A 25,044-nucleotide genomic window follows, 5' to 3' on the forward strand; every position below is an offset into this window, starting at 1 on the left:
TGCAATCGTCAGGCACACAGCATACCGCGAAGCAGTCCAGGACAAAGAAAAGGAGCTGCACCAGGCAGCTCCTTTCTGGCCTGAGTCCAGCGATTTAAAAGTCGCTCAGGCCCAGATCACTGACAGCATCGGCCCAATAGTTCAGTTCCTGATCCACATATTGTGTGAACTCGGCAGGGCTATTGGTAAGCAGGGTGGCCCCGTTGCCTTGCCAGATCTCCTTGATCTTCTCAGTGTCCAAGGCTCGATGAATGCTGTCCGCGACGGCTTGTACCGTGGCATCAGGCACGTCACCCTGCATGAAGATGCCATACCAGGTCTGGGCGGTGATCTCATCCATACCCAGTTCTTTGAGCGTCGGCACATCAGGCAGGGCAGCCGCGCGCTCCGGGCTGGAGACGGCCAGAGCGCGCAAGCGGCCATTGCGGATCTGTGCGACAGCCGAAGGCATGGTCTCGAACATGAAGTCCACCTGATCGCCACTGATCAGCGCCATGACGGCCGGGCCGCTGCCTTTGTAATGCACGGCAGTCATGGTGGTGCCAGAGCGTTTCTCCAGCTTGCCCGCCATCAAATGCAGCATCGTGGCCACGCCGCTCGTGCCATAGTTCACGCCTGCGCCTTGCTTGGCCGCAGCCAAGAGGTCATCCACGCTCTTGTAGGGCGAGTTGGCATTGACCACCAGCACGTTGGGCATGGCAGCAATCAAGGTGACCGCTTTCAAGTCTTTGCGGGTGTCGTAGGGGAAGTTCTTCAACACGGCAGGCGCAATCATGTGATGCACGGCACCAAACAAGAGCTGATTGTCTGCGGGGCTGGAGTTGGCGACCATGCTGGCACCCAGCACACCACCGACACCACCTTTATTTTCTACGACAACGGTTTGACCGATTTCATTACCCAGTGCTTCGGCCAGAGGACGAGCCAGGGTGTCGCCCGAACCACCTGCGGCAGAAGGGACGATCAAGCGCACCGGGCGCTCGGCCCAGGCGGGGGGAGCTGCCCAGCTTTGGGGTGCGGCAGCGACGATAAAACTGAGGGCAAGTACAACACGGGACCAGGGTTTCATGTTTTTTTACCTCCTCGGTAGTCGGTGGTTTCAGCCTTTGCCGGAGCCCAGGCTGCCAGGGTTGCTGCGCAGCTTGTCGATCTGATCTTGCCGGGGACTCAGACCCAGCCCGGGGGCGTCTGGCATGTGTAGCCAGCCTTGTTCGGGCTGGGGCAGGCCGGTGTAGATCTCGGCCATCATGGCGCTGGCGGCCAGATGCCATTCCACATCACCGCCATTGAGCAAGCCGCAGTGCAAGTGACCGTTGTGGGAGGGGAATGCCCCGCCATTGGCTACCGAAGCATTAAAGCTTTCAGCCAGGGCAAAGATCTTGCGGGACTGGGTAAAACCGCCGGATATCAGTACGTTAGGCTGCACAATGTCCACCGCCTGCTGCATCAGCAGATCGCGGAACCGATAGGCCTGGCCTTCGTTCTGGCCGGCCGCCACAGTGATGCCCGTGCTCTGGCGCAGTTCACGCATACGCCCGGTGTCATTTTGTGTGATGGGTTCTTCAAAGAAACCTACATCCAGGTCACGGGCGTGGCGCGCAATGGTCTTGGCGTGCACATAGTCCAGACTACAGTTGCCATCGATATACAAGGGCATCTCGGCAGGAATGGATTCTCGTACCAGGCTCATGCGGCGCATGTCCTGACGAATCAGCTCGGCTAAGGGGCGTGGTTCATCTCGGCGTTGCAGGCCGTGATGGCCCACGACCATCTTCAAGCCTTTGAAGCCTTGGTTGACGCAGTCCTGGGCGACCTTGACCAGTTCCTCCTCGTTCAGGAAGGCAAAGCCAAACGTGGCATAAGCGGGCACTTTCTCACGGGCGCCGCCCAGCAGTTTCCAGACAGGCAAACCCAGGGCCTTGCCCTTGATATCCCACAAGGCAATGTCCAATGCTGAGATCGCATGCATGGCATAGCCGGTCTGGCCGCGAGGGCATACGTTCCAGTACATGCGATCCCACAGACGCTCCGTGTTCAAGGGGTCTTGTCCGACCAAATCACTGGCCAGGATGTCGTTGATGGTGCTGGCCACGGGGTGCTCTTCGGTAATGGCACTCAGGCCATAACCGGTAATGCCTTCATCCGTTTCGATTTCCACATGACAGATGGCCAGATTGCTGGGTTTTTTGATGCCCGCGCTATGGAACTGAAAAGGTACGTTCAAGGGAATTGCGCGTACTGCCGTGATTCTCATTCTCCGTTCTCCTCACATTTTTTAAATGCGTTTGCATGTAATTGTTTTAGGTTTATAGCGTTTTGGAGAGTAGGTGGGCAATGGTGTAAACCCTTGATTTTATTGATATATAAAAGCCATTTCTGATATATCAAAAGGGCGGGTTCAGGGGCGAAGAGCGGCGCATGCGGCGGGAAAAAGATGCAGGAGAGTGGTGATGTACGCCGCTAGGCGCTCTTGGCCCTTGTGCATGCAAAAGGCCCTGCCAGGCAAGGCCTGGCAGGGCCGGTGAACTCTCGGGATGTATGAGCAGTGAGTGGCTTATTTACCGCGCAGTAGCTGCATCTGACGACGATCTTTTTTAGTCGGGCGTCCCGCGTCAAAATCCAGGGCAGGCTCAGGCGCCAGACGGCGCTGTTCCGCGGCCTGCGCGCGTCGTGCACTGCTTTGCTCGGTTTCTTGATAGAGAGTGCGCGCCACGGGAGCGGGGCCACGTACCCCACTCAAGGCTTGAACGTGAACTTCCATGGCTGGCGTTTCCTTGCGCAGGGTAATCAGATCCCCTACCGATACCTCGCGGGCCGGCTTGGTGCTTTGCTGATTGAGCAAAACCCGTCCTTTAGTGATCTCTTCACTGGCCAGGCTGCGCGTTTTGTAAAAGCGCGCCGCCCAGAGCCATTTGTCCAGTCGTAATTTGTCCATGCCGTATTGTAAATCCAGGCCGGGCCCCCGTGAAAGGCGGAACCCGGTGTGACGAGCTTGCTGGTGGCCAGCCCGGTTCTAGCGGAACTGAAAGTGTTCCTTATGCAAGGTCCAGGACTTAGCGGGCAAGGCACGCTTGAGCTCCCGCTGCAGCTGCTTGCCCATCCCGGCAGGGCCACAGAACCAGATATGTAATGGTCTGCCCGCCTGATAGTGCTGCACCACCTCTTGGGGACTCCAGCGGCGGCCATCGGCATAAATATCCAGCTTGACATCCGGGTGCTCTTTGGCGGCGTTGCTCAAGGCCTGGGCGAGTGGGTCGGAACTGTGCTGACAGGCATATTGCAGATAGGCGTAAGGAGCATGGCCCTCCTCATGCTCCTGGCTTAGCCAGGACAGAAAGGGGGTCGCTCCCACTCCTGCGCCGACCCAGATATAAACCCCCTTGTCGTCGCGGCCCGGTTGAGTGAAACGGCCATACGGGCCATCCAGCTCGATGTTCTGTCCGATATGCAGGCGCTCTGGCAGGCGGCGCGTCCAGTCGCCCAGTTGCTTGATGTGAAAACGCACAATCTGGTCATCCTGATCCGCGTCGGACAGGGTGAAGGGGTGAGACTCGGTTTCGCCTTTCAAACGCAGGAAGGCAAACTGGCCCGCCTGATGACCCGGCCAGGATTGATCCATGCGGCATTGCACTTCTAGGACATCGCCTTGCGGGGTACAGGAAATGACGGTACCGGTGTGCGGGTAAGCCGAACTGAGATTGCGTAACAGCTGAATGCTGGCGGCTACTGTTCCGATCACCAGGCTGACGGCCAGCAGCCAGCCACCTATCCCGCTCCAGTAGGCAGGTGGGGTCAAGACTACGCCATGAAAGACCAGAATCAGATAGGCAACCGGCATTAGCCGATGCAGGCTGTACCATTTTTTATAGGAAATCGTGCGGTGCGCCAGGGTAATGATCAACATCACAATCAGCGCGTAGAACGTCCATTCCCCCAGCGTCTTGGCATAGGGCTTGAAGAGGCTGACCCATTCGGGGACGGGCACTTTGGCCAATTTGCCGCTGGTGCCGATGGCGGCGGCGATCAGGTCTTTGGATTGTTTGCTTAGCCAATGCGCCAGGCTGAGCAAAATCGCCAGGATGCCCAGATACTTGTGTAGCTTGTAGGCTTTGTCCATGCCACCGAGCCACGGTTCCAGGCGACGGGGGCGTAAGGCCAGGACCATAATGGCCGTCATGGTGCCCAGCGCCAGAATGCCGGTGAGCAGCATGCCTTCCTGCCGGATTACCCACAGCGTGTCGCCTGGGGGCGAGGGAGAGAGCCACAAGGCTTGTACAGCCCAGATCAGAAAGAAGGTGGAGAGCAGCAGAAATAGAGGGCGACGCATGGCCTTTTCCGAATGATGGGTGGGCCGGGAGCTGGCAAGTCGCACCATGCAAAAGTACCGACGCAGCGCACCGGGGACATCTGCCCATCTTAGTACGTAGCGTGGCGGTCTGGGGGGGTTGTATTCAGGCGTGAATTGAGAAAACTCAAAATACCCCTAAATAGTTGTTATTTAAAGTATTTGTTAATGATTCTGGTTGCTGTTTATCGTGTTGACCCTGCCTGGGGTGGTTTCGGAGGGACACCGCCTGGCAGGGCGTTTTTCAGTGGGCCTGTTCAGGACTGAGCAGTACGGCCAGATCCAGCAAGGCCGCGTCCTGATGGGCTTGTCCGATCAGTTGCAGTCCCAGGGGCAGCGGGGAGTCCTGAGCGGGCGCGGGCAGGCTTAAGGTCGGCCAGCCTAACAAGGACCACGGGCGGTTCAGAATCGAGGAGCCTGTGCTGTCCAGCCCATAGGGCGCGGGGCCAGGGGCCGCCGGAGTTAGCAAGGCATCGAAATGAGCATATCGGTCCTGCCATTCTGTCTGGAGCTGGCGACGGCGTGCCTGCCAGGCGTGGTAGTCCGCCGGGGGCAATTCCAGGCCTTGCTTGATCGCTTGCACGGTAATGGGTCGCAAGGCATTGGGGCTGGCTTGCCAGACGGGCAGCAGGCTGCGGGCCATTTCGTAAGCCATGATCTGGCCTTGCAGGATCAGCAGCTCTTTCAGTTGCGGGTCCGCGGGCAGACGCTCCAGTTGGGCACCTTGTTGTTCCAGGTGCAGGCAACCTTGCTCCAGAGCAGCAAGGGCAGCGGGGGTAATTGGGCCCAGATCTTTGCCATCCAGCACGCCGATGCGGGGACAGGTGGGCACCTTAACATCGGGCAAACCTTGCAGAACCGTCGCCACACGGCGCAATACGGACAAGTCGCGGCTGAAGTAGCCGATGGTGTCCAGACTGTCGCATAGCAGGAAAAGACCGCTGCGATGAATGGCACCAAAACTAGGTTTGAAGCCGACAATGCCGGTAAAGGCAGCAGGGCGCATCATGGAGCCGCCCGTTTGGGTTCCCAAAGCGAAATCGACCATGCCCGCGGCCACGGCAGCCGCAGACCCACTGGAGGAGCCACCGGGAGTGTGCTCCAGATTCAGCGGGTTACGGGTCGGGCCGGGCGCCGCATAGGCAAACTCTGCCGTCACGGTCTTGCCGACTGGAATGGCACCGGCCCGGCGCAGCACGGCCACACAGGCCGCATCATGCTGCGCGGGCCGCGCGTCGGGGAAATGGGCCCCGTAACGCGTGGGCATGCCTTGCACATCCAGCACGTCCTTGACGCCGAAGCTCAGGCCCGCCAAGGGGCCCTCGGGGTGGGTGCTGATACAGGTAAGCGGGTCCGCCAGCCAGGACCAGGCCTGAATGGACTGGTCCTGCACAGCGAGAGGAGAGGGATGGGCAGTCATAGCGCAGAGTAGCAATTACTGAATCGAGATGTTTTGTGCCTTGATCAGTGCCGTCCAGCGCTTTGCTTCTTCCTTGATGAAAGCAGAGAACTCTGCAGGCGTGCCGCCCACCACTTCTGCGCCCTGGGATTCCACAATCTTGCGGTACTCGGGGTCTTGCAGTGCATCGTTGACGGCTTTATTCAGTTTTTCCAGCACATCGGCTGGAATGCCTGCGGGAGCAATCACGCCAAACCAGTTGGAGGCGACCAGATCCACGCCTTGCTCTTTGAAGGTGGGAACATCAGGCATGGCCTTGACACGCTCTTCAGAGGTCACACCCAGAATGCGCAAACGTGGATTGTCGATTTGCATGTGCGGCAAGAACAAGCTGGCCAATTCCAGGTAGAAGGAGATATTGCCGGCCAGCAGATCGTTGGATGCCGGTGCGCCACCGCGGTAAGGAACGTGTACCGCGTCAAAACCCGACGTGGCTTTGAACTGCTCGGTCAGCAGGTGCGAGGCGCCGCCCGCTCCGGTCGAGGCATAGTCCAGTTTTTGTGGGTTCTTCTTGCCGTCGTTCACCAGGTCGGCCAACGACTGGTAGGGCGAGTTGCTGTTTACACCCAAAGCCATGGCGCCACGCTCAATCAGGGCGATGGGCTGCAGATCCTGTTCGGGATCAAAGGGCAGGTTGCTGCCGTACAGGGCTTTGTTCACGGACATTGGACCAAAGTTGCCCAGACCGATGGTGTACCCGTTGGGCTTGGCACGGGCAATCATGCTGGTGCCGATATTGCCGCTGGCGCCAGGCTTGTTCTCCACCACAATCGTCACGCCCAGACTGTCGCTCATTTTCTGAGCCAGCATCCGCGAACGGGTGTCCGAGCTGCCGCCGGCCGCATAAGGCACAACAAAAGTAATGGCTTGCGAAGGGTAGGGGGCGTCGGCCAGTGCCGAGCCGGAACCCAGCAAAGTCAGTGTGAGTAGGCCGCCCAGCAATGAGGCACGATGCTTGAATACCGTCATGTTCATCTCCTGCAATGGGCCAAGATTCGCCGTGGCGTGCAGTATGGCCCTGTTTTTTTGATAGAAGTCAGAACGGATAGTAGAGAGAGCTTATTATGTTGTCTAATATTAAAAATAGTCATTATTAATCTTTTTAAAAACCTAATTGGTGGGCATATGCTGGACTCCAAATTAAGTGAAATGTTTTTGGTTCTGGCCGAAGAGTTGCACTTTGGTCGTGCGGCACAGCGTCTGTTCATGACCCAGCCTCCCTTGAGTCAGGCCATACGCAGGCTGGAGGAGCAGGTCGGGGCCACCTTGTTCATCCGCACGACGCGCACGGTGCAACTGACTGCGGCCGGCGCGGAGCTGCAGCGCCGCCTGCGCCTTATCGGCAATGAGATGGAGCAGACTTTGCAAGCGGTGCAGCAGGTTCACCGCGGGGAAACCGGTATGTTGCGTATCGCCCTGACGCCCAGCAGTGCCTATGCGGGCGTATCACGGCATTTGTACCGGTTTCGTCAGGACTTCCCGCAGGTGGATATGCAGGTTTACGAGATGAACTCCAGTGACATGCCTGCCGCCTTGTATGAGCGCCGGGTGGATGTGGCGTTGATCCGCCCCTCTTTTGCGGTGCCCGATCTGAATCCGCAATTGGTGGAGTCCGAACCCATGATGTTCGTGCTCAGACGCGATGATCCCCGTGCGCAGGAACATAGCCAGGGGCTGACGCTACATCAGGCGTTTTCTTACGAAATGGTGGCCTATTCACGTCAGCAATCGCGCTACTTCCATCTGCTTCAACAACGTTTGCTGCAGCGTTCGGGCTGCCTGCCGCGCTTTGTCCAGGAGAGCATGGTGCCCACGGTGTTGATTATGGTGGAGGCGGGGATCGCACCGGCTATCGTGCCGGCCTCCCTGGCTCGGCTGCGCACGGATACGCTGGTGTATCTGCCCTTGCTCGATGCTGCCGATATTGCGGCCGAGCTGATGAGCGCCTACATTTCCGACAATACCAATCCCGCGCTCCAGAATTTTCTGGCGGTGCTGGAACAGGATCGTTCAGTCTGACTGGCGGGCAGCCAGCCATTGGCGCATGGATTGACCGGTGCGCTGTCGAAACAGGCGTGACAGGGCCGAGGGATTGGCGTAGCCCAGATCCAGTGCGATGCGTTTGGCGGACTGGCCCTGGGTCAAGCGCTGGCAGGCCAGCGACAGACGCCATTGGGCCAGATAGTCGGCCGGCGTGTCACCCACCCACTGCTTGAACTGGACGGCAAACGCGCTGCGCGAGAGCTTGGCTTGTTCAGCCAGCGATTGCACAGTCCAGTCTCGTCCCGGGTCGGCCTGGATGGCCAGCAAGGCGCGGGCGACGGGAGGATGGGACAGCCCCCGGAACAGGCCCACGGGAATATCGCAGCGGTCGGGATGGTCAAACAACCAGCGCAGCAGTTGCAAGAGCACGATTTCAAACAGACGATCGGCCAGCAAACGATGGCCGCAACGTACTGCTTCTGTTTCTGCAAATAACAGGCTCAATGCTTGCTCCAGACCTGCCGCCTCTTCCAGGGGAACAATGATCAGGTCCGGCAGCGACCGGGCCAGCGGGTGATGTTCACCACCGTCAAAATCCAGGGTGGCGCAGGTAAAGTCCGAGCCCTCCTCGGGCATATCGTAGAAAGTATGGTCCAGCGGACGTGGATAGAACAGCAGGCTGGGACGATCAATCGTCAGGATTTCCGGCACTGGATCGCGCGGATCGTGACGCACCCCCAGCTGACCCCGTCTGAGGATGTGCAAAAAGGCCCGCCCGGGCTGAGCCGCAAAGCGGGTCATGCCGCATAAGGAGCCGTTGTAAAACAAATGGGCCCGGACACGGAATTGTTCCAGCAAAAGAGAGAGGCGATCCAGATTCATGAAATCATCCCTTTTTGGATGAAAAGATAAGTTGTCGGGACTAATCTTATCCAATGATCTTGATTCTGGCGAGACACTATCCCTGTCAGATTCATTTTGGCCCTCAGGGCCTACTTCACCAGGAGATCACCATGTCCCGTCTTACGTTGCCTGATGTTGCTCAAGCTCCCGCCGCCAGCCAACCTGCTTTGCAGGAAATTCAAAAGGCTTTTGGCGGCAATGTGCCTGCCATGTTCCGAATGGTGTCCAACTCGCCCGCCGCTTTGCGCAGCATGTGGGGGTCTTTCGGTGCTTTTGCGGGTGGCAAGCTGGGTGCAAAACTGGGCGAGCAACTGGCAGTGGCTATTGCTGACCGCAATCGTTGCGAGTATTGCTTGGCTGCCCACAATGTGCTCGGTGCCAATGCTGGTTTGAGCCCCGAGACTCTGGCCCAGGCCCAACGTGGTCAGTCTGATGATCCACGCACGGCGGCCGCCCTGAAGTTTGTGCTCAAGCTGGTCGATCAGCGGGGTCAAGTGTCGGCGGCGGATGTGCAAGCCGTGCGCGACGCAGGTTTTTCCGAGGGTGAGGTGGTGGAGCTGGTCGGTGTCACGGCCTTGAATCTGTTCACCAATTACATCAACAATGCGCTGGATGTTCCGGTCGATTTCAAAGCGGTTGAGCTGACGGCTTAAACAAGGTTTGATGACCCGCTTGCTGGAGAGGCAGGCGGGTTTTACTGCGTCGGTACGGCCGGCGCTAGTTGCCGGACAACGGGCCGGCGTTAATTTCGCTCAGTGCCGGATTTACATCAAAAAAGCGGGCGTCGATGCCGGTGATACCAACGCTGTTGAGCCGCTTGCTGTGCATGTCCAGATAGGCCTGTGCGCTTGCCTTGTCACTGAACAAATACACCCCGCCAGCCTTGGACTGCTCCTGATTTTCCGTCCAGAGTTTCCAGATCAATCCCGGTTCCTGCGAAATGGATTGCGCCAGTTCTTTCATGGCGATGGCCATGTCCTCGCCCCAGGGGCCGGAGTAGGGAAAATCAACATACAGCAAGGTGCTCATGGTCGGCTCCAAATCAAAATACGTGACGATCATCATACCCTGATGATGAAATGCTCCCGTATTGTCTCTTATTTGTCATGGGACGTTGAAAGCGGCGTGATTGGCTGGCCTCGCCCCTGAAGGGGGCGTATAGTTTTTGTTTTGCGATTTGCCGGTGGAAGCCCTCATGTCCTGGACCGCTGTGTTGTTGGTGGTGTGTGCTGCGTTCATTCATGCGGGCTGGAATCTGCTCTCCAAACGAGCGGCGATGGCAGGAGCCCATTTTGTATTTGCGTACTCCTTTTTTGCCATCCTGTTTTATTTTCCCATCATGTTGTGGGTGGTGTTTACCGAAGGCAATATGCCTTGGACCACCGAGACCGTGACTTGTCTGGTGTTAAGCGCGTTGCTGCATATGGGCTATAGCCTGAGTCTGCAAAAAGGCTACCAGGTGGCGGACTTGTCGGTGGTCTATCCGATTGCACGCGGCACCGGTCCCATGCTCTCTTCCGTGGGCGCCTTCATTCTGCTCGGTGAGCCGGTACGGCCTGTGGGGGTGCTTGGTATCTTGCTGGTGGTGATGGGAATCTTGCTGATTGCCACGCAAGGTCATTTGCGGCGTTTCTTCAACCCCGCTGCGCTAACCGGCGTGCGCTGGGGCATGCAGACGGGGATTTTAATTGCGGCCTATACCGTGGTGGATGCCTACGGCGTCAAAGTATTACTGATCTCGCCGTTCTTGTTGGACTGGTTCAGCAATGTGCTACGTCTGGGCATGCTGGCCCCCTTCATTGCCAAGCGTGGACGGGAAGGCTTTATCAAACTGAAGCCTTATTGGAAGCTGGCGGCAGCCGTGGGCCTGCTCTCGCCCCTGTCTTACATACTGGTTTTGCAGGCGCTGCGCCTGGGAGCCCCCCTGTCCATGGTGGCACCAGCTCGGGAAATGTCCATGATGGCGGGCACGCTGCTGGGCATGGTGGTCCTGCGCGAGAAAGCCAATGCCTGGAGTTTGCTGGGCTGTGCCGTCATGATCGCCGGGGTGATCCCCCTGACTGCCGGACCGTCTGCCTGATTGCTCTCTTGAAATATGCGGGGCCGACCCTATCTGTCTGCAATAGGGCGCGCACCTGCGCGTGGCCATCAACCCATTTTTTGCTTTTTCACCATGAGCCAGACTGACACTGCGAATACGTCCGAAACCTTGGGTTTTCAGGCTGAAGTCAAACAATTACTGCATTTGATGATTCACTCCTTGTACAGCAACAAGGAGATTTTCCTGCGTGAGCTGGTATCCAATGCGTCGGATGCCTGTGACAAACTGCGCTTTGAGGCCATCGACAATCCTGCCTTGCTTGAGGGCGACCCGGAACTGCGCATTCGTGTGGACTTTGACAAGGAAGCACGCACGATCACTATTTCCGACAATGGCATTGGCATGTCGCGTGATGAAGCCATTGCCAACCTGGGCACGATCGCCCGGTCCGGCACCAAGGAGTTCTTCTCTCAGCTGACAGGCGACAAGCAAAAAGACACCCAACTGATTGGTCAGTTCGGGGTGGGCTTTTATTCCTCGTTTATCGTCGCCGATAAAGTGTCGGTACTGACACGTCGTGCCGGCGAGGACCAGGAAGCCGTCTTGTGGGAGTCCACCGGCGAGGGCGAATTTACCATCGCGTCTGCCGAGAAAGCCGAGCGCGGCACCAGCATCACCTTGCATCTGCGCGAAGGCGAGGATGAGTTCCTGGATGGCTGGCGTTTGCGCAATGTGCTGCGCCGCTACTCGGATCACATTTCTTTGCCGGTACAAATGCGCAAAGAGGACTGGGACGAAGACAAGCAGCAGCAGGTCAAACAAGATGAATGGGAAAGCGTGAACCAGGCCAGTGCCTTGTGGACGCGCTCCAAGTCGGAAATTAGCGACGAGCAGTACCAGGAATTCTACAAACACATCGCTCACGATTACGAGAACCCCTTGGCCTGGACACACAACCGGGTGGAAGGTCGCAGCGAATACACCCAACTGTTGTATGTGCCCAAGCAGGCTCCTTTTGATCTGTGGGATCGTGACGCTCGCCGCGGCGTGAAGCTGTACGTCAAACGCGTGTTCATCATGGACGACGCTGAGCAGTTGTTGCCGGCCTATCTGCGGTTTGTGCGTGGCGTGATCGACTCGGCGGATCTGCCCTTGAACGTCTCGCGCGAAATTTTGCAGGAAAGCCGCGACGTACGCGCCATCCGCGAAGGCAGCGCCAAGCGCATCCTGTCCTTGCTGGAAGATCTGGCGGAGAACCAGCCCGAGCAATATGCTGAGTTCTGGAATCAGTTCGGTCAGGTGCTCAAAGAGGGCACGGGCGAAGATATGGGCAACCAGGCCCGGATTGCGGCCTTGCTGCGCTTTGCGTCCACGCATCAGGAGGGCTCGGCCCAGACGGTGTCCTTGAACGACTATATCGGTCGCATGAAGGAAGGCCAGGACAAGATTTACTATGTGACGGCAGATACCTTCGCCGCCGCCTCCAATAGCCCGCATCTGGAAGTGTTCCGCAAGAAAGGGATCGAGGTGCTGCTGATGTCTGATCGCGTGGACGAGTGGATGTTGTCTTATCTGCGCGAATTTGAAGGCAAGCAACTGGTTTCCGTGGCCAAAGGGGGGCTGGACCTGGACTCGCTGGCTGACGAAGAGGAAAAGAAACATCAGGCTGAAGTCGCCGAGACCTTCAAGCCTTTGGTGGAGCGTCTGAAAACCACGTTGGGCGACAAGGTCAAAGAGGTGCGTATTACGGCCCGTCTGGTCGACTCCCCGGCCTGCGTGGTGGTGGACGCCAACGAACTGAGTCCGCACCTGCTGCGCATGTTGCAGGCGGCGGGGCAGGAAGCGCCGGAGGTCAAGCCGATTCTGGAAATCAATCCAGAGCATGCTTTGATTGCCAAGGTGCAAGCCGCTGACGATGAAGCCTTTGGGGAGTGGGCGCAACTGCTGCTGGAACAAGCCATGCTGGCTGAAGGTGCCGCATTGCAAGATCCCGCCAGTTTCGTAAAACGGGTGAATCGTTTGTTGTTGAATCTCTAACCTTGTATGGACTGTGCGTAAAGCGCAGTCCGGGACTTCTTGGAAAAGCCCTGATCCTCTGTACGAGGATCAGGGCTTTTTTGTGTTTGTCAGTCGGCTAACGCGGCGCAAAAGCCCAGAATCCTCATCAGGAAGCGATAGGTATTAAGCGATTTTTCACTTTTTGTCTATCTTAATGAGAATTGATCTCAGTACGATGCGGGTACGCCACACTCTGGTACTGATCCTGCTTTTTTTCAGCAGAATTTAAGGAAAAGGCCTGTTTTGGATGGACTTAGTAATAAGAATGATTAATATTACGTTTCCTTTATTAAAAGAACTTATCAAGCAGTGAGAAGCCGCCGACGCAAGCGATTGGCCTGGCTCCCTTAGTCCTGTCTTGAAAAAGTGATACCTACCATTTGGAGCTGGTATGTTGTTTGTTTCTTCCGTACCGCCTCGCCGCTTTGCCGAGACGGTTTTGTCTGCTGCCTTGTTTGCTGCCCTGACCGCGCCTGCGATGGCGCAAACCGCTGATCCGGGTGTGACCGAGTTGCAGTCGATTAAAGTGCAGGGTTCGGCAGACGCCAATGGCATAGATGGCTTTCAGGCCCACAAAGCGCAGTCGGTCAAATTCTCTGAGAGCTTGTTGAACACACCGCGTTCCATCACCGTGATTCCAGAGGAGGTGATCCGGGACCGTGGCGCGACCTCGCTGCAAGATGTGCTGCGCACGACCCCTGGCATTACGCTGGGATCGGGTGAAGGCGGCACGCCCGTGGGGGACCGTCCTTTTATCCGTGGTTATGAAGCCAGTACCGATATTTTTATCGATGGTGTGCGCGATTACTCTCGTGGCTCGCATGAGACCTTCAATCTGGAATCGGTTGAGGTTCTGAAAGGCCCCAGCTCGGCCTATACCGGCCGTGGCGGCACGGGCGGCAGCTTGAACCTGGTGACCAAGTCGCCCAAGCTCAAGGACTTTTTCCAGGTGGAAGCGGGTTATGGCACGTCGGACCAGTATCGTCTGACTGCCGACGGCAACTATGCGTTTTCGGATACGGGGGCAATTCGCTTGAACCTGATGCGTATGGGCGGCGATGTCCCGGGTCGCGATGGGGTAAAAATCGACCGGTGGGGAATCGCTCCTTCGATTGCCTTTGGTTTGGGCACGCCCACGCGTGTTACGTTGTCCTACTCCCGGCTTGAAAACAAGGATATGCCCGATCTGGGTTTCCCCTTCAAGAATGCCGCCAACCCGGGCCGTGTCACGCCTTTGGAAGCGGATCGTGACAATTTCTACGGTCGTCACAATGTAGATTTCCGCAAATACATTGCCGATACCGCCTCAGCCAATATTGAGCATGATCTCAATGATCGTTTCACGGTGCGTAACGTTACCCGTTACAGCAAGACGCTGAACCATTACCTGATGACCCGTCCGTCCTTTGACAATTGCGTGGCAGGGGCGGGTGGTGCTTGCGCGTCGGAGGGACCTGGTCTGCAGTTTCGTCGCGATGACCGGACGAATTACCGGGTGGCTGAGTCCTTGCTGAACCAGACTGATGTGTATGGCAGCTTCAATACCGGTTCGATCAAGCACGATATTGTGGCGGGTGTGGAGATCAGCAAAGAGGAAATTCACAACAAAGCCATGACGGGCGGGCCAGGCCGTGACACGGACTCGTTCTACAACCCCGACCCCAATCGTCAGTACAACTATTCCTTGCAGTACGGTCCCAAGACCAAGACAGGCGACATCAATACCCGTTCCGCGTATCTCTTTGACACTTTGACATTGAACGAGCAATGGATGGTGAATGGCGGCCTGCGCTTTGATCGCTTTGAGGCCGACAATACCAAGGACTCCCGCACCGACGATATGTGGAACTATCAGCTGGGCGTAGTCTATAAGCCCGCTCAGAACGGTTCCATCTACTTGAGTTACGGTACGTCCTCCAACCCGACAGGCGAAAATCTGGGGCAGGCTGGGGGAGCAGATGGCCCGGCAGGCGGCGCGGCCATCCGTGATCTGAAGCCCGAGCGCAGTTACAGCTGGGAGCTGGGTACCAAGTGGGATGTGGCCGACGAAAAACTGTCGCTGACCGCCGCCGTATTCCAGACCGACAAGAAAGATGCCCGTTCTACCGACCCGCTGACCGGTGATGTGTCGTTAAGCGGCAGCAATCGTGTGCGGGGCCTGGAGCTGGGTGCGGCTGGCGCGATCACGCCGAACTGGAATCTGTGGGCAGGCTATACCTACCTGGACCCCAAGATCAAGAAGTACCGCAATGGCAGCAACGTCTTTGACGGCAATCAGATGAAATTCATCGCCAAACAAAGCTTCAATATCTGGACGACTTACAAAGTGATGCCCGAGCTGACCTTGGGTGCAGGCGCCACCTTTGTGGGCAAGCGGTTTGTGGATGATGCCAATCAGCTGAAGCTGCCGTCGTACTGGCGTTACGATGCGATGGCGCGCTACGAGCTGAACAAGAACGTGTCCTTCCAGTTCAACGTCAACAACATCAGCAATGTACGCATGTATGATGCTTCCCACGTGGGGATTTTTGCCAACGTGGGCCCCGGCCGCTCTTACATGTTCAATGCGTCTTACCGTTTCGAGTAAATTGCCTCGGGTAGGCTGATGGCAGATGGGCCGCCCGCGGGGGCGGCTCATCTGCTTTTTCCGCGTTCCGATGTGTGTCTTTGTTCTCGCAGGTCTCTCATGCTGATTACTATTCCCGACGTTCTCGATGCCGAGCAATTGCGCGATTGTCGCCAGGCCCTGGAGCAGGCGCAGTGGGAGGACGGACGCACGACGGCAGGCTATCTGGCCCAGCACAGCAAGCGCAATTTGCAGTTGCCTCTGGATGCGCCTCTTGCCCGTCAGATGGGCGAGTTTCTGATGCACGTACTGGGGCAGCACAGCGGCTTTATTGCCGCTGCCTTGCCACTGCGCATGCTGCCGCCACGCTTTAATCGTTACGAGGGTGGCGGGGAATATGGCAACCACATTGATAACGCGATTTTTACCGTTCCTGGCACGCCCCAGCGCCTGCGTACCGATGTGTCCACAACCTTGTTTTTCAGTGATCCCGACGAGTACGAGGGGGGCGAGCTGATCATCGAGGATGTGTACGGCACTCAATCCATCAAGCTGCCTGCAGGACATATGGTGGTGTATCCCGGTACCAGCTTGCATCGCGTAGAGCCGGTAACGAAAGGAACGCGCTATGCCTCCTTTTTCTGGACGCAAAGCATGGTGCGCCACGCGCATCAACGCAAATTGCTGTGGGAGCTTGATCAGAGCATTCAGCAACTGGCCAGGCAGAATGCGGATGCCCAGGAGCTGTCACGCCTGACGGGGATTTACCACAATTTGCTGCGTGAATGGAGCGATGTCTGATCGCCTGGAGCTTGATTGACCATGTCCCACGAACGACTGCCCCCACTCACTCACATCCCGGCCCAGATTAGCTGCCTGAGGGATTACGAATCCTATGCCCGTCAGCGTATGCGTGCGCAGGACTGGGCTTACTTCAGCACGGGGGCAGCCGATGAGCTTACCTTGCAAGACAATCTGGCCAGCTTCGGGCGTTGGGGCCTATGGCCTGCTGCTCTCAGCGAATTTGATCAGCCCTCGACCCGCTTGACGCTGCACGGGCAGTCCATGGATTACCCGATTCTTCTGGCTCCCGTGGCTTATCAGCGCCTGGCTCACCCTGACGGTGAATTGGCCAGTGTGTTGGGCGCGGGTGCGATGGGGGCGACTAGCGTAATCAGCATGCAGGCCAGTCATTCCTTTGAAGAGATCGCCGCACGGGCGCACGCCCCTTTGTGGGCCCAGTGGTACTGGCAAACGGATCGCGCCTTTACTGTGGATTTATTGAGGCGGCTCGAAGCGGCCGGTTATGCCGCGCTGATGTTGACGGTAGATGCTGCGGTCAATGGTGTGCGTAATCAGGAGCAACGTGCCGGCTTTAGCTTGCCTGAGGGGGTGGACGCCGTGAATCTGCGGGGGGTGCCCAAGCAACAGGTGGTTTTGGGTGCAGCAGGAACCAGTCCTTTGTTTGCTAGTGGTTTGTTGGATACGGCGCCGACCTGGGAGGATCTGGCCTGGTTGGTGCAGAACAGTCCTTTACCGGTATGGGTGAAGGGTGTGATGCGACCCCGAGACGCTCAGCGAGCCCTGGATAGGGGGGTCGCCGGAATTGTGGTGTCCAATCACGGAGGGCGAACGTTGGATGGTGCTCCCGCCTCTGTGGACGTCTTGGCACAGGTTTGTCAGGTCGTGCAGGGCAGGGTGCCGGTCTTGATGGATGGCGGTATTCGACGCGGAACCGATGTGCTCAAGGCATTGGCGCTGGGTGCAACAGCCGTGATGATTGGCCGTCCTTATATTTATGGTCTAGCCGCCGCAGGAGCGGCCGGCGTGGCGCACGTCCTGCATATTTTGCGGGCGGAACTGGAAGTGGCAATGGCTCTGACGGGTTGCAACACCTTGGCTGATATTGGCCCTGAACTGCTTTATCGATCCTGAGCGGGCACTGGTTGCGGCTTGGGTTCCAGCTCTTGCTCCGGCAGGCTTTCTTTGGGCCAGCCATGTTCCCGCTTCACCCTTTCCCAATCAAAGCATGGCCCCGGATCGGTCTTGCGCCCCGGGGCGATATGCTCGTGTCCACGTACTGCGGTCAAGTTATGACGCATACGCAGGGCGCGGCTCAGACGGGACAGTTCCCGGTACTGCGCTTCTGTAAAAGGCTCGAAATCGCTGCCTTCCAGCTCGATGCCAATAGAGAAGTCATTGCAGCGCTCACGGTCTTCAAAGCGTGACACACCCGCATGCCAGGCACGGCGGGTAGTGGGCACAAACTGGATGATATGGCCCGTGCGCTGAATCAGAAAGTGCGCTGATACTTTCAGGTCCCGGATATTCTCGAACCAGGGATGAGCACTGATATCCAGCTGGTTCTGGAAGAAATCCCGAATATAGGGTCCGCCAAACTCCCCGGGGGGCAGGCTGATGTTGTGCAGCACCAGCAAGGTCGGGGTGTCGCCCTCGGGGCGCTCATCCTGATTGGGAGACAGGGCCCGCAGGACATTGGCATGAGGTTTGAGCCAGCCCTGGCGATCCAGGTCGTAGGCGTGGTGCATGCGAGCCATAGCTTCAATTGCGCGGGCCGCGCTTGGCGTGTTCCAGGCTGCACCAGGTGTGATGATTGCTCATCAGGGCTTCAGAGCGCGGCAGGTAAATGCCACAGTGCGCACAACGAACCATCTCTTCGGCACCGCCTTTCTTGCGTGGGGGGCGCGTGGTCGGGTTGGGTGGAATGCGCTTGCGGGCCTTGTTTTGTGACACGATGCGGGCAATGATCATGGCCCCCAGAATGACCACAACCCAGAATAAGACTTTACCCAATTTTCCCTCGTTGCAAGATGACGTCCAGTACAAAGTGGCTGCCTGTATAGGCGAGCAGCAGGAAGGCAAAGCCGGCCAAGGTCCAGCGCAAGGCTACCCGACCGCGCCATCCATACTGTTTTCGACCCCATAATAAGCCACCAAATGTAACCCAGGACAGCAAGGTAAAGACAGTTTTATGGTCCGCTGGCAGAAATTTACCATCTATGGCCATGGAGACAGCGGCTCCGCTCAAAATCGTGAGGGTCAGAATAAGGAAAGAGACGCGGATCAGACGAAACAGCAGCTCTTCCTGGACCAGCAGGGGCGGCATGGTGTCCAGCACCCGGCTGAACAGGCCGCGTTGCTCCTGATGAGCCACGGGGCGGTGCAGTTGACGGTCCAGCGCGGTCATCAGGACGGCATGCAAGGCAGCCACTGTGCTGAGACCATAAGCGACCAGGGCGATCATCAGGTGGATGCGCAACCATTCATTGCCCACATGGTTGACGATATGGCCCTGGGGAAAAGCCATGGCCAGCAGGCTGACGATTGTGGCTGCAGGCAGTAGAATGAGCAGCAGGCTGTCCAGACGCAGATACAGGCTTTGGAACCAGAACACCACCATACCCAGCCAGATTGCCGCCGATAGGGCCAATGCCCAGCTCAGATGCAGCCCCTGGGGCTGCACAATCGTCAGCAACAGGCCCGCTCCATGCACAATGATGGCGCATAGCAAGGCTACCCGGCTGGGGGCGTTCAGTACGGTTCGGGTGCTGCCGCGAGTCAATGGACGCCAGAGCGAGATCGACAGCACGATGTACGCCAGTGCGGCGAGCAAGTGAAATACAATACTTGCAGACATAAGTCCCGGTTTTCCTGAAAAACGGTACGGGGCGTACCTCAAGTGGCCATTTTATTCTTATTCGTAGACCACACGATAACCTAGTTTAAGCGAACCCAGTCCTATGTTTGAAAATCTGACCCAGCGTATGTCACGTGTGGTGAAAACCATGCGCGGCCAGGCTCGTCTGACCGAATCCAATACTCAGGATATGTTGAGGGAAGTGCGTCTGGCGCTGCTGGAGGCGGACGTGGCCTTGCCGGTCGTGCGCGATTTTGTGGCGCGGGTCAAGGAAAAGGCACTTGGTGTTGAAGTTGCCGACAGCCTCAATCCGGGGCAGGCGCTGGTAGGGGTTGTTCATCAGGAGCTGACCAACTTGATGGGGGCAGACCTGGGCGACAACGCCAGCGAGCTGTCCTTGGCTGCCCAGCCTCCCGCTGTGATTCTGATGGCGGGTTTGCAAGGGGCCGGTAAGACCACGACCACTGGTAAGCTGGCCAAATGGCTTAGCGAAGGCGGCCATATCCAGCATGGCCGCAAGACAGGCAAGAAAAAAGTGCTGGTGGTCAGTGCCGACGTCTACCGTCCTGCCGCTATCGAGCAGTTGAAAACCGTTGCCGCGCAGGTCGGTGTGGAGTTTCTGCCTTCCGATCCCAGCCAAAAGCCTGCAGACATTGCCCGTCATGCCTTGGATCATGCCAAACGTCATCACTTCGATGTGTTGATTGTCGACACGGCCGGTCGTCTGGGCATTGATGAAGAGATGATGCGCGAGATACGCGCGCTGTACGATTTGCTGAACCCGATCGAAACCTTGTTTGTGGTCGATGCCATGCAGGGCCAGGACGCGGTCAATGTTGCCAAGGCTTTCGCCGACGCTCTGCCCCTGACCGGTGTGGTCTTGACCAAGCTCGACGGTGATGCCCGAGGTGGTGCAGCCTTGTCGGTACGCCACGTCACCGGCAAACCGTTGAAGTTCGTGGGTGTATCGGAAAAACTGGACGGTCTGGAGCCTTTCCACCCCGAGCGCATGGCTCAGCGGGTGTTGGGGATGGGCGATATTGTCTCTCTGGTCGAGCAGGCTCAGCGCAACATCGACATTGCCGACGCGCAAAAGATTACCGACAAGATCAAGGCCGGCGACAAGTTTGACCTGAACGACTTTCGCGATCAGTTACAGCAAGTCAAAAAGCTGGGCGATATGGGCTCTTTGCTGGAAAAACTGCCTGCCCAGTTTTCTCAGGCGGCGTCCCAGCTGCAAGGCGGTCAGGCTGAGCAGCAATTGCGCCGTACTGAAGGCATCTTGAATTCCATGACTCCTGCCGAGCGTGCCAAGCCTGAGTTGCTGAAGGCGTCGCGCAAGCGTCGCATTGCGGCTGGTTCGGGCGTGTCGGTGCAAGAGGTCAACCGTCTGCTTAATCAGTTCGAGCAGATGCAGGGCATGATGAAACAGATGAAAAAGGGCGGCATGGCCAAAATGATGCGGGGCCTGGGCGGCATGGGAGCCTTGAAAGGTCTGGCCGGTAAAGGTTTCAAGGGTTTTCGCTAGGCAGCCGTTAAAGTCGGCGGCAGTGGCGTGATCCGCTTCTCCTGGAGGCTTGAGTCAATAAAAAACGCCCGATGCACTGCATCGGGCGTTTTGTTTTGGCTTGAGCGCAAATCCAGGCCTGTCACCGATGGACAAAGACCGGTACAAGCCCGTTTTACAGGGCAGGAATACGCAGTACCTGACCGGGATAGATCTTGTCAGGATGGCTGAGCATGGGTTTGTTGGCCTCAAAAATGACCGTGTACTTGGCCCCATGGGTTGTGCCGTAATGGACTTCGGCAATTTTCCACAAGGTATCGCCTTTTTGGACGGTGTACATGGTGGCCTCGATGGACGGCTGTGCCACCGTCAGCTGGTTATCGACTTGTGCCACACCCAAGGTATTACCCAGTGCCAGTACGATTTTTTCCGCCTGTTCGGTGGAGGCAACCTGACCGCTGACCGTGACCTTATCGCCCTCTACCGTCAGATTCAGACCGTCAGCGGACAGCTGGTGTTTGGCCAGTTCTTTCTGCAGTTCGTCCGCGGTGGCTGCTTTGGCCTCATTGGCGCCAAAGAGTTTTTCGCCGACATCTTTAAGAAAACTGAATACGCCCATCGCTTTACTCCTGAAGTTAGGGTTCTATGGCAGCCTGCTCCCTGGCAGGCCAATCCACCCATTATGACCGCATTTCTAACGGTGAAGCGGTACCGGAATGTCAGCAATTGTGCATTTTAGGAAGGGGCGTCAGCCGCCTCCGACCGCAACCACGATTTCAATCGTGTCGCCGTCCTTGATAGGGGTATTGGCATGCTGGCTTTTGGGCACGATATCGCCGTTAAGCTCTACAGCAATGCGCTTGTTCTCGTAGCCTAGCTCGCGGATCAGTGAGCCAACCGTATCGGAGTTTGCCAAAGTCTTGCTCTGGCCATTCAAGGTAATGTTCATTCTTGTCTCTGGATAGGGTCCGACAAGGGTCGGACGCGTGATTCAGATGGCAAATTTCCGGGTGGCAGCCAACAAACGGGCCAAAATACCCGGTTCGTCATAAGCGTGACCCGCGTCGGCCACCATATGGAATTCTGCTTGAGGCCAGGCGCGATGCAGTTGCCAGGCTGTATGCGCCGGAGTGCACACATCATAGCGCCCCTGGACGATTACCCCGGGAATGCCGTGCAGGCGGTGGGCATTTTTGAGCAGTTGATCCGGCTCCAGAAAGCCCTGATTCATGAAATAGTGGTTTTCAATACGAGCAAAAGCCAAGGCCGCCTTATCACTGGATTTGGCGTCCAGGTGATTCTGGCTGGGCAACAGTGTAATGGTGTTGCTTTCCCACTGTGACCAGGCATGCGCGGCCCGCAGCTGTACAGCAGGGTCGTCACCTGTCAGACGCTTGTGGTAGGCCGTGATCAAATCATGGCGCTCGTTCTCGGGAATGGGGGCCAGGTACTGTTCCCACATATCGGGGAACAGGCGCGAGGCACCGTCCTGATAAAACCAGTGCAGCTCTTGCGGGCGCGCCATGAAGATGCCCCGCACGATCAGTTCGCTGACGTGCTCGGGGTGATTCTGGGCATAGGCCAGCGCCAGAGTCGAACCCCAGGACCCGCCAAAGACCAGCATCTTGTCCGCTTTGAGCTTTTCCCTGCGCAAGCGCTCCATGTCCTCAACCAGATGCCAGGTGGTGTTGTTCTCCAGGCTGGCATGGGGGTATGAGCGCCCGCAACCGCGCTGATCGAACAACAGCACATTGTATTTTTGCGGGTCGAACAGGCGGCGATGATCGGTAGAGCATCCTGATCCCGGTCCACCATGCAGGAAGATGGCTGGCTTTCCGGCCGGGTTGCCGCAGCATTCCCAGTAGATATGGTGGCCATCATCGGTATGCAAGGTGCCTTGTGCGTAAGGCTCGATCGGCGGGAACAGGGTTGCGCTCATTGTTCTTTCTTGGGCCAGTTCAGTTCAGGGGTAGGGGTGTCATTGCGCGTGAAGATCAGATCCCATACGCCATGGCCCAGACGCAGTCCGCGATTCTCAAATTTGGTTAGCGGCCGAAAGTCGGGACGAGGTGCGTAGCCCTCGTGCGTGTTGGTCAGCATGGGTTCAGCCGACAGCACTTCCAGCATCTGCTCCGCATAATTTTCCCAATCGGTTGCGCAGTGAATATAGCCACCGGGCTTGAGGCGGCTGCTGAGCAACTGAATAAAGGGCGACTGGACCAGTCGGCGCTTGTGGTGGCGTTTTTTGGGCCAGGGATCGGGGAAGTAGATGTGAATGCCAGCCAGCGAAGCAGGCGCGATCATGTCGCGCACCACTTCCACTGCGTCATGCTGAATGATGTGGATATTGCTGATCTGATTGTCATCAATACGCTTGAGCAAAGCGCCGACACCGGCGTTAAACACTTCCACACCCAGGAAATTGTCATCGGGTCGGGCCTGGGCAATTTTCTGGGTGGTTTCACCCATGCCGAAACCAATTTCCAGAATCACGGGCCTGTCGTTGCCGAACACCGTTTCCGGTTTCAGGATGTTGTCGCGGTAGCTGATCGACCACAGCGGCAAGAGGCGCGCCAAGGCTTGCTCCTGGCTGGGCGTGATGTGCGCGCGCCGATGAACAAAGCTACGGATATGGGTCTCGCCGGAATTGCTGTTGGCGACAGTGGGCGACAACAGGGATTGTTTTTCGTTGCTGGAGGTCATGGTTGTGGCGCGGGCATCGGAAACGGCTCGCGTATCAGCTAAAAGCGGGAAAGCTCTATTGTAGTGAGTCTTGCCGCCAAATTCATGTGGTGGTGGGTGAAAAAGATAGGGCGGGTGTGACGCACAGCCACCAGATCGCGCTATAATTTTCGCTTCCCCTTTCGCGGGACCGGCTGCGTTTGACGCAGACCTCTCCAACAGGGCGGGTGTAGTTTAATGGTAAAACTGATGCTTCCCAAGCATCCGTCGTGGGTTCGATTCCCATCACCCGCTCCAGTTCTGCTTTGTTTCCAACTCCCCCGTTTTTCTGCAACGTTTTCCCAAGCCAGGCTTTGCCGCTCTCGGGATTCGGGTGTGTTGGGCTGCAAAACGACTGCATTTCTACTTCTTAGGCTGTGGTAGCCGCTGATTCTTTCAGCGAAACTGGATGCACGTCGCTATGTATTGAAAATAAGTACACCTTTTATCGACGTGTCACTGGTGACGACATAAGGTGGCAACCTGTCGACGAAATCGAGATTTGGCATCATGATGCTTGATGCTGTGTGGAATCCGAGCCAGCCTTATATCCAGCTACCTACTTGGCTGCCCAAGCATGCACTGGACAGTCGTGTTGTTCTAAAAGCCCGCATTGAGGCGCGCACAGCATGGGCGGAGCTTAAGCAAGCTGCGCAGCTGATTCCTCATCAAACGATGCTGATCACGTTGCTCATTGGCGACCAGCTCCTTCCCATGGCACTATATTTGGCATGCAAGAAGATCTTTTCGGCGATGCCATTCCTCAGCCACCCGCCTCAAAGCCCGCCGCCCCCTCGCGACGCAAAATCACCAAAGTCAGCCTTGCTGCTTCCGCCCTGGAGCTAAGCGAGCTGGCAGCTCAGCTGCCTGAAACCCTGCGTTTCGGTGTCTCCACCTGGTCTTACCCCGGTTGGCAAGGTTTGGTCTGGGATGGCGAGTACGAGCCAAGTACCTTGTCCAAGCACGGCCTGGAGGCCTACCACCAACACCCCTTAATGCGCACGGTGTGCATTGATCGGACTTTCTGGCGTCCTTTGACGGTCATGCAGTATGGCGCCTACGCCGCGCAGGTCGATAAGGATTTTCGCTTCGTGGTGAAGTGTCCATCCCTGATTACGGACGCGCAAGTGCGCGATGAGCAGGGCAAGGTGCGCAAGTCCAATCCCGACTTTTTGAACCCGCGTCTGGCGGTGGAGCAGTTTGTGCAGCCTGCCGTGGAGGGCTTGGGGGCCAGCCTGGGGGTACTGGTCTTCCAGTTAAGCCCACTGTCCTGGGCTTGGTTGCATCGGCCCGCCGACTTGTTCCATAAATTGGGGCACATGCTGGCGGCGGCACGCGAGGCTTTGCCTCAAGGCTCCTCAGTGGTGCTTGCCGTAGAAGTGCGAGACCCCGAGCTGCTGAGTCAAAATCTGGTCGATACGCTCAAGGCCAATAGAGCAACGTTTTGTCTGGGCCTGCATGGCAAGATGCCGCCCATCGAGGAGCAGTTGCCGATATTGCGCGCCTTATGGCCCGGTCCTTTGGTGTGTCGCTGGAATCTGAATCGGGAGTTTGGGGCCTACGGTTATGCCGATGCTCAGAAAAAACACACCCCTTTTAATGCCATTGTCAGCGAGGACTTGCCTACGCGTACCGTGCTGGCACGCACGATTGGCGGCATCACGGGGGCGGGCCAAGCTGCTTATGTGACGATCAGCAATGATGCAGAAGGCTGCGCACCGCTGTCCATTCAGCGGCTGGCGCAGCTTATTGCGGCGCAGAAAAAGTAAAGGCGAGGCGGGCGGGCCCGTTTGTCTGCGTCAA

24 protein-coding genes and 1 tRNA gene are annotated in these 25,044 nt (G+C 57.3%); 10 read left to right on the top strand and 15 right to left on the bottom strand.

Going from position 1 to position 25,044, the window contains the following annotated elements; all coding sequences use genetic code 11:
- Positions 1-94: 94 nt before the first annotated feature.
- From ACOZ42_RS02200 to ACOZ42_RS02225, 6 genes are all read right to left on the bottom strand, one after another.
- Positions 95-1,069 carry a Bug family tripartite tricarboxylate transporter substrate binding protein gene (locus ACOZ42_RS02200; protein WP_003803983.1) on the bottom strand — a complete coding sequence of 325 codons (975 nt, stop codon included), beginning with the start codon at positions 1,067-1,069 and terminating at the stop codon, positions 95-97.
- A gap of 30 nt (positions 1,070-1,099) precedes the next feature.
- Positions 1,100-2,254: a mandelate racemase/muconate lactonizing enzyme family protein gene (locus tag ACOZ42_RS02205; RefSeq protein ID WP_131071254.1), complete on the bottom strand. Its 1,155-nt coding sequence runs from the start codon at positions 2,252-2,254 to the stop codon at positions 1,100-1,102.
- 300 nt (positions 2,255-2,554) lie between these two features.
- Positions 2,555-2,935 carry an RNA-binding S4 domain-containing protein gene (locus ACOZ42_RS02210; RefSeq protein WP_003803980.1) on the bottom strand — a complete coding sequence of 127 codons (381 nt, stop codon included), beginning with the start codon at positions 2,933-2,935 and terminating at the stop codon, positions 2,555-2,557.
- A 78-nt stretch (positions 2,936-3,013) separates the two neighbouring features.
- Complete coding sequence (locus ACOZ42_RS02215; protein ID WP_426345503.1) at positions 3,014-4,327, bottom strand: ferredoxin reductase family protein; 1,314 nt, start codon at positions 4,325-4,327, stop codon at positions 3,014-3,016.
- Between the two features lie 262 nt (positions 4,328-4,589).
- Positions 4,590-5,765, bottom strand: coding sequence for an amidase (locus tag ACOZ42_RS02220; RefSeq protein ID WP_426345504.1), 1,176 nt, complete (start codon positions 5,763-5,765; stop codon positions 4,590-4,592).
- 15 nt (positions 5,766-5,780) lie between these two features.
- Positions 5,781-6,773, bottom strand: coding sequence for a Bug family tripartite tricarboxylate transporter substrate binding protein (locus ACOZ42_RS02225; RefSeq protein WP_003803973.1), 993 nt, complete (start codon positions 6,771-6,773; stop codon positions 5,781-5,783).
- Between the two features lie 156 nt (positions 6,774-6,929).
- On the opposite strand from ACOZ42_RS02225, the gene ACOZ42_RS02230 reads away from it, so the two are divergent.
- Positions 6,930-7,823, top strand: coding sequence for a LysR substrate-binding domain-containing protein (locus ACOZ42_RS02230; protein ID WP_003803971.1), 894 nt, complete (start codon positions 6,930-6,932; stop codon positions 7,821-7,823).
- Here ACOZ42_RS02230 and ACOZ42_RS02235 read toward each other — a convergent pair.
- Positions 7,815-8,669 carry a cupin domain-containing protein gene (locus ACOZ42_RS02235; RefSeq protein ID WP_426345505.1) on the bottom strand — a complete coding sequence of 285 codons (855 nt, stop codon included), beginning with the start codon at positions 8,667-8,669 and terminating at the stop codon, positions 7,815-7,817. The genes ACOZ42_RS02230 and ACOZ42_RS02235 overlap by 9 nt on opposite strands.
- Before the next feature lie 131 nt (positions 8,670-8,800).
- On the opposite strand from ACOZ42_RS02235, the gene ACOZ42_RS02240 reads away from it, so the two are divergent.
- Entirely contained in the window at positions 8,801-9,343 is a 543-nt protein-coding gene (locus ACOZ42_RS02240) for a carboxymuconolactone decarboxylase family protein (protein WP_426345506.1), read from the top strand.
- Between the two features lie 64 nt (positions 9,344-9,407).
- On the opposite strand, the gene ACOZ42_RS02245 is transcribed toward ACOZ42_RS02240, so the two are convergent.
- Entirely contained in the window at positions 9,408-9,719 is a 312-nt protein-coding gene (locus tag ACOZ42_RS02245; protein ID WP_131071260.1) for a monooxygenase, read from the bottom strand.
- A 166-nt stretch (positions 9,720-9,885) separates the two neighbouring features.
- Here ACOZ42_RS02245 and ACOZ42_RS02250 point away from each other — a divergent pair, with 166 nt between their 5' ends.
- From ACOZ42_RS02250 to ACOZ42_RS02270, 5 genes are all read left to right on the top strand, one after another.
- The gene (locus tag ACOZ42_RS02250) at positions 9,886-10,770 is read left to right on the top strand and encodes an EamA family transporter (RefSeq protein ID WP_426345507.1); all 885 of its coding nucleotides are present in this window, start codon (positions 9,886-9,888) and stop codon (positions 10,768-10,770) included.
- A gap of 93 nt (positions 10,771-10,863) precedes the next feature.
- Positions 10,864-12,768, top strand: coding sequence for a molecular chaperone HtpG (gene htpG / locus ACOZ42_RS02255; protein ID WP_003803961.1), 1,905 nt, complete (start codon positions 10,864-10,866; stop codon positions 12,766-12,768).
- A 412-nt stretch (positions 12,769-13,180) separates the two neighbouring features.
- Positions 13,181-15,376 (top strand): TonB-dependent receptor, encoded by a 2,196-nt coding sequence (locus ACOZ42_RS02260; RefSeq protein ID WP_003803960.1) that lies wholly within the window; start codon positions 13,181-13,183, stop codon positions 15,374-15,376.
- A gap of 99 nt (positions 15,377-15,475) precedes the next feature.
- A complete protein-coding gene (locus ACOZ42_RS02265) occupies positions 15,476-16,156 on the top strand; it encodes a Fe2+-dependent dioxygenase (RefSeq protein ID WP_003803959.1) in 681 nt (226 codons plus the stop codon).
- A gap of 21 nt (positions 16,157-16,177) precedes the next feature.
- Positions 16,178-17,290, top strand: coding sequence for an alpha-hydroxy acid oxidase (locus tag ACOZ42_RS02270; RefSeq protein WP_426345508.1), 1,113 nt, complete (start codon positions 16,178-16,180; stop codon positions 17,288-17,290).
- On the opposite strand, the gene ampD is transcribed toward ACOZ42_RS02270, so the two are convergent.
- The 3 genes from ampD to ACOZ42_RS02285 are packed head-to-tail and all read right to left on the bottom strand — an operon-like array spanning position 17,278 to position 19,013.
- Complete coding sequence (gene ampD, locus ACOZ42_RS02275; protein ID WP_131071263.1) at positions 17,278-17,913, bottom strand: 1,6-anhydro-N-acetylmuramyl-L-alanine amidase AmpD; 636 nt, start codon at positions 17,911-17,913, stop codon at positions 17,278-17,280. The two genes, ACOZ42_RS02270 and ampD, sit on opposite strands and share 13 nt — an antisense overlap.
- A 4-nt stretch (positions 17,914-17,917) precedes the next feature.
- The gene (locus ACOZ42_RS02280) at positions 17,918-18,169 is read right to left on the bottom strand and encodes a PP0621 family protein (protein WP_426345509.1); all 252 of its coding nucleotides are present in this window, start codon (positions 18,167-18,169) and stop codon (positions 17,918-17,920) included.
- The gene (locus tag ACOZ42_RS02285; protein ID WP_003803955.1) at positions 18,162-19,013 is read right to left on the bottom strand and encodes a cytochrome C assembly family protein; all 852 of its coding nucleotides are present in this window, start codon (positions 19,011-19,013) and stop codon (positions 18,162-18,164) included. The genes ACOZ42_RS02280 and ACOZ42_RS02285 overlap by 8 nt, the downstream gene beginning before the upstream one ends.
- Positions 19,014-19,116: 103 nt before the next feature.
- On the opposite strand from ACOZ42_RS02285, the gene ffh reads away from it, so the two are divergent.
- The gene (gene ffh, locus ACOZ42_RS02290) at positions 19,117-20,541 is read left to right on the top strand and encodes a signal recognition particle protein (RefSeq protein WP_003803954.1); all 1,425 of its coding nucleotides are present in this window, start codon (positions 19,117-19,119) and stop codon (positions 20,539-20,541) included.
- Positions 20,542-20,695: 154 nt separating this feature from the next.
- Here the strand turns inward: ffh and lysM are convergent, their stop codons facing one another.
- The 4 genes from lysM to trmB form a co-directional block, all read right to left on the bottom strand.
- A complete protein-coding gene (gene lysM / locus ACOZ42_RS02295; protein ID WP_003803953.1) occupies positions 20,696-21,139 on the bottom strand; it encodes a peptidoglycan-binding protein LysM in 444 nt (147 codons plus the stop codon).
- Positions 21,140-21,268: 129 nt separating this feature from the next.
- A complete protein-coding gene (gene thiS, locus ACOZ42_RS02300; protein ID WP_059318612.1) occupies positions 21,269-21,469 on the bottom strand; it encodes a sulfur carrier protein ThiS in 201 nt (66 codons plus the stop codon).
- A gap of 42 nt (positions 21,470-21,511) precedes the next feature.
- A complete protein-coding gene (pip, locus tag ACOZ42_RS02305; RefSeq protein WP_240208944.1) occupies positions 21,512-22,459 on the bottom strand; it encodes a prolyl aminopeptidase in 948 nt (315 codons plus the stop codon).
- The gene (gene trmB / locus ACOZ42_RS02310; RefSeq protein ID WP_426345510.1) at positions 22,456-23,223 is read right to left on the bottom strand and encodes a tRNA (guanosine(46)-N7)-methyltransferase TrmB; all 768 of its coding nucleotides are present in this window, start codon (positions 23,221-23,223) and stop codon (positions 22,456-22,458) included. The genes pip and trmB overlap by 4 nt, the downstream gene beginning before the upstream one ends.
- A 202-nt stretch (positions 23,224-23,425) precedes the next feature.
- On the opposite strand from trmB, the gene ACOZ42_RS02315 reads away from it, so the two are divergent.
- Together ACOZ42_RS02315 and ACOZ42_RS02320 are read left to right on the top strand one after the other, a co-directional pair.
- Positions 23,426-23,499: transfer RNA gene (locus ACOZ42_RS02315), tRNA-Gly, on the top strand.
- A gap of 473 nt (positions 23,500-23,972) precedes the next feature.
- Positions 23,973-25,010 carry a DUF72 domain-containing protein gene (locus ACOZ42_RS02320; protein ID WP_426345511.1) on the top strand — a complete coding sequence of 346 codons (1,038 nt, stop codon included), beginning with the start codon at positions 23,973-23,975 and terminating at the stop codon, positions 25,008-25,010.
- Positions 25,011-25,044 lie beyond the last annotated feature (34 nt).

The sequence above is a fragment of the Alcaligenes sp. HNGD-HTN06 genome (assembly GCF_049932565.1).
GTDB classification, from domain to species: domain Bacteria; phylum Pseudomonadota; class Gammaproteobacteria; order Burkholderiales; family Burkholderiaceae_B; genus Alcaligenes; species Alcaligenes ammonioxydans.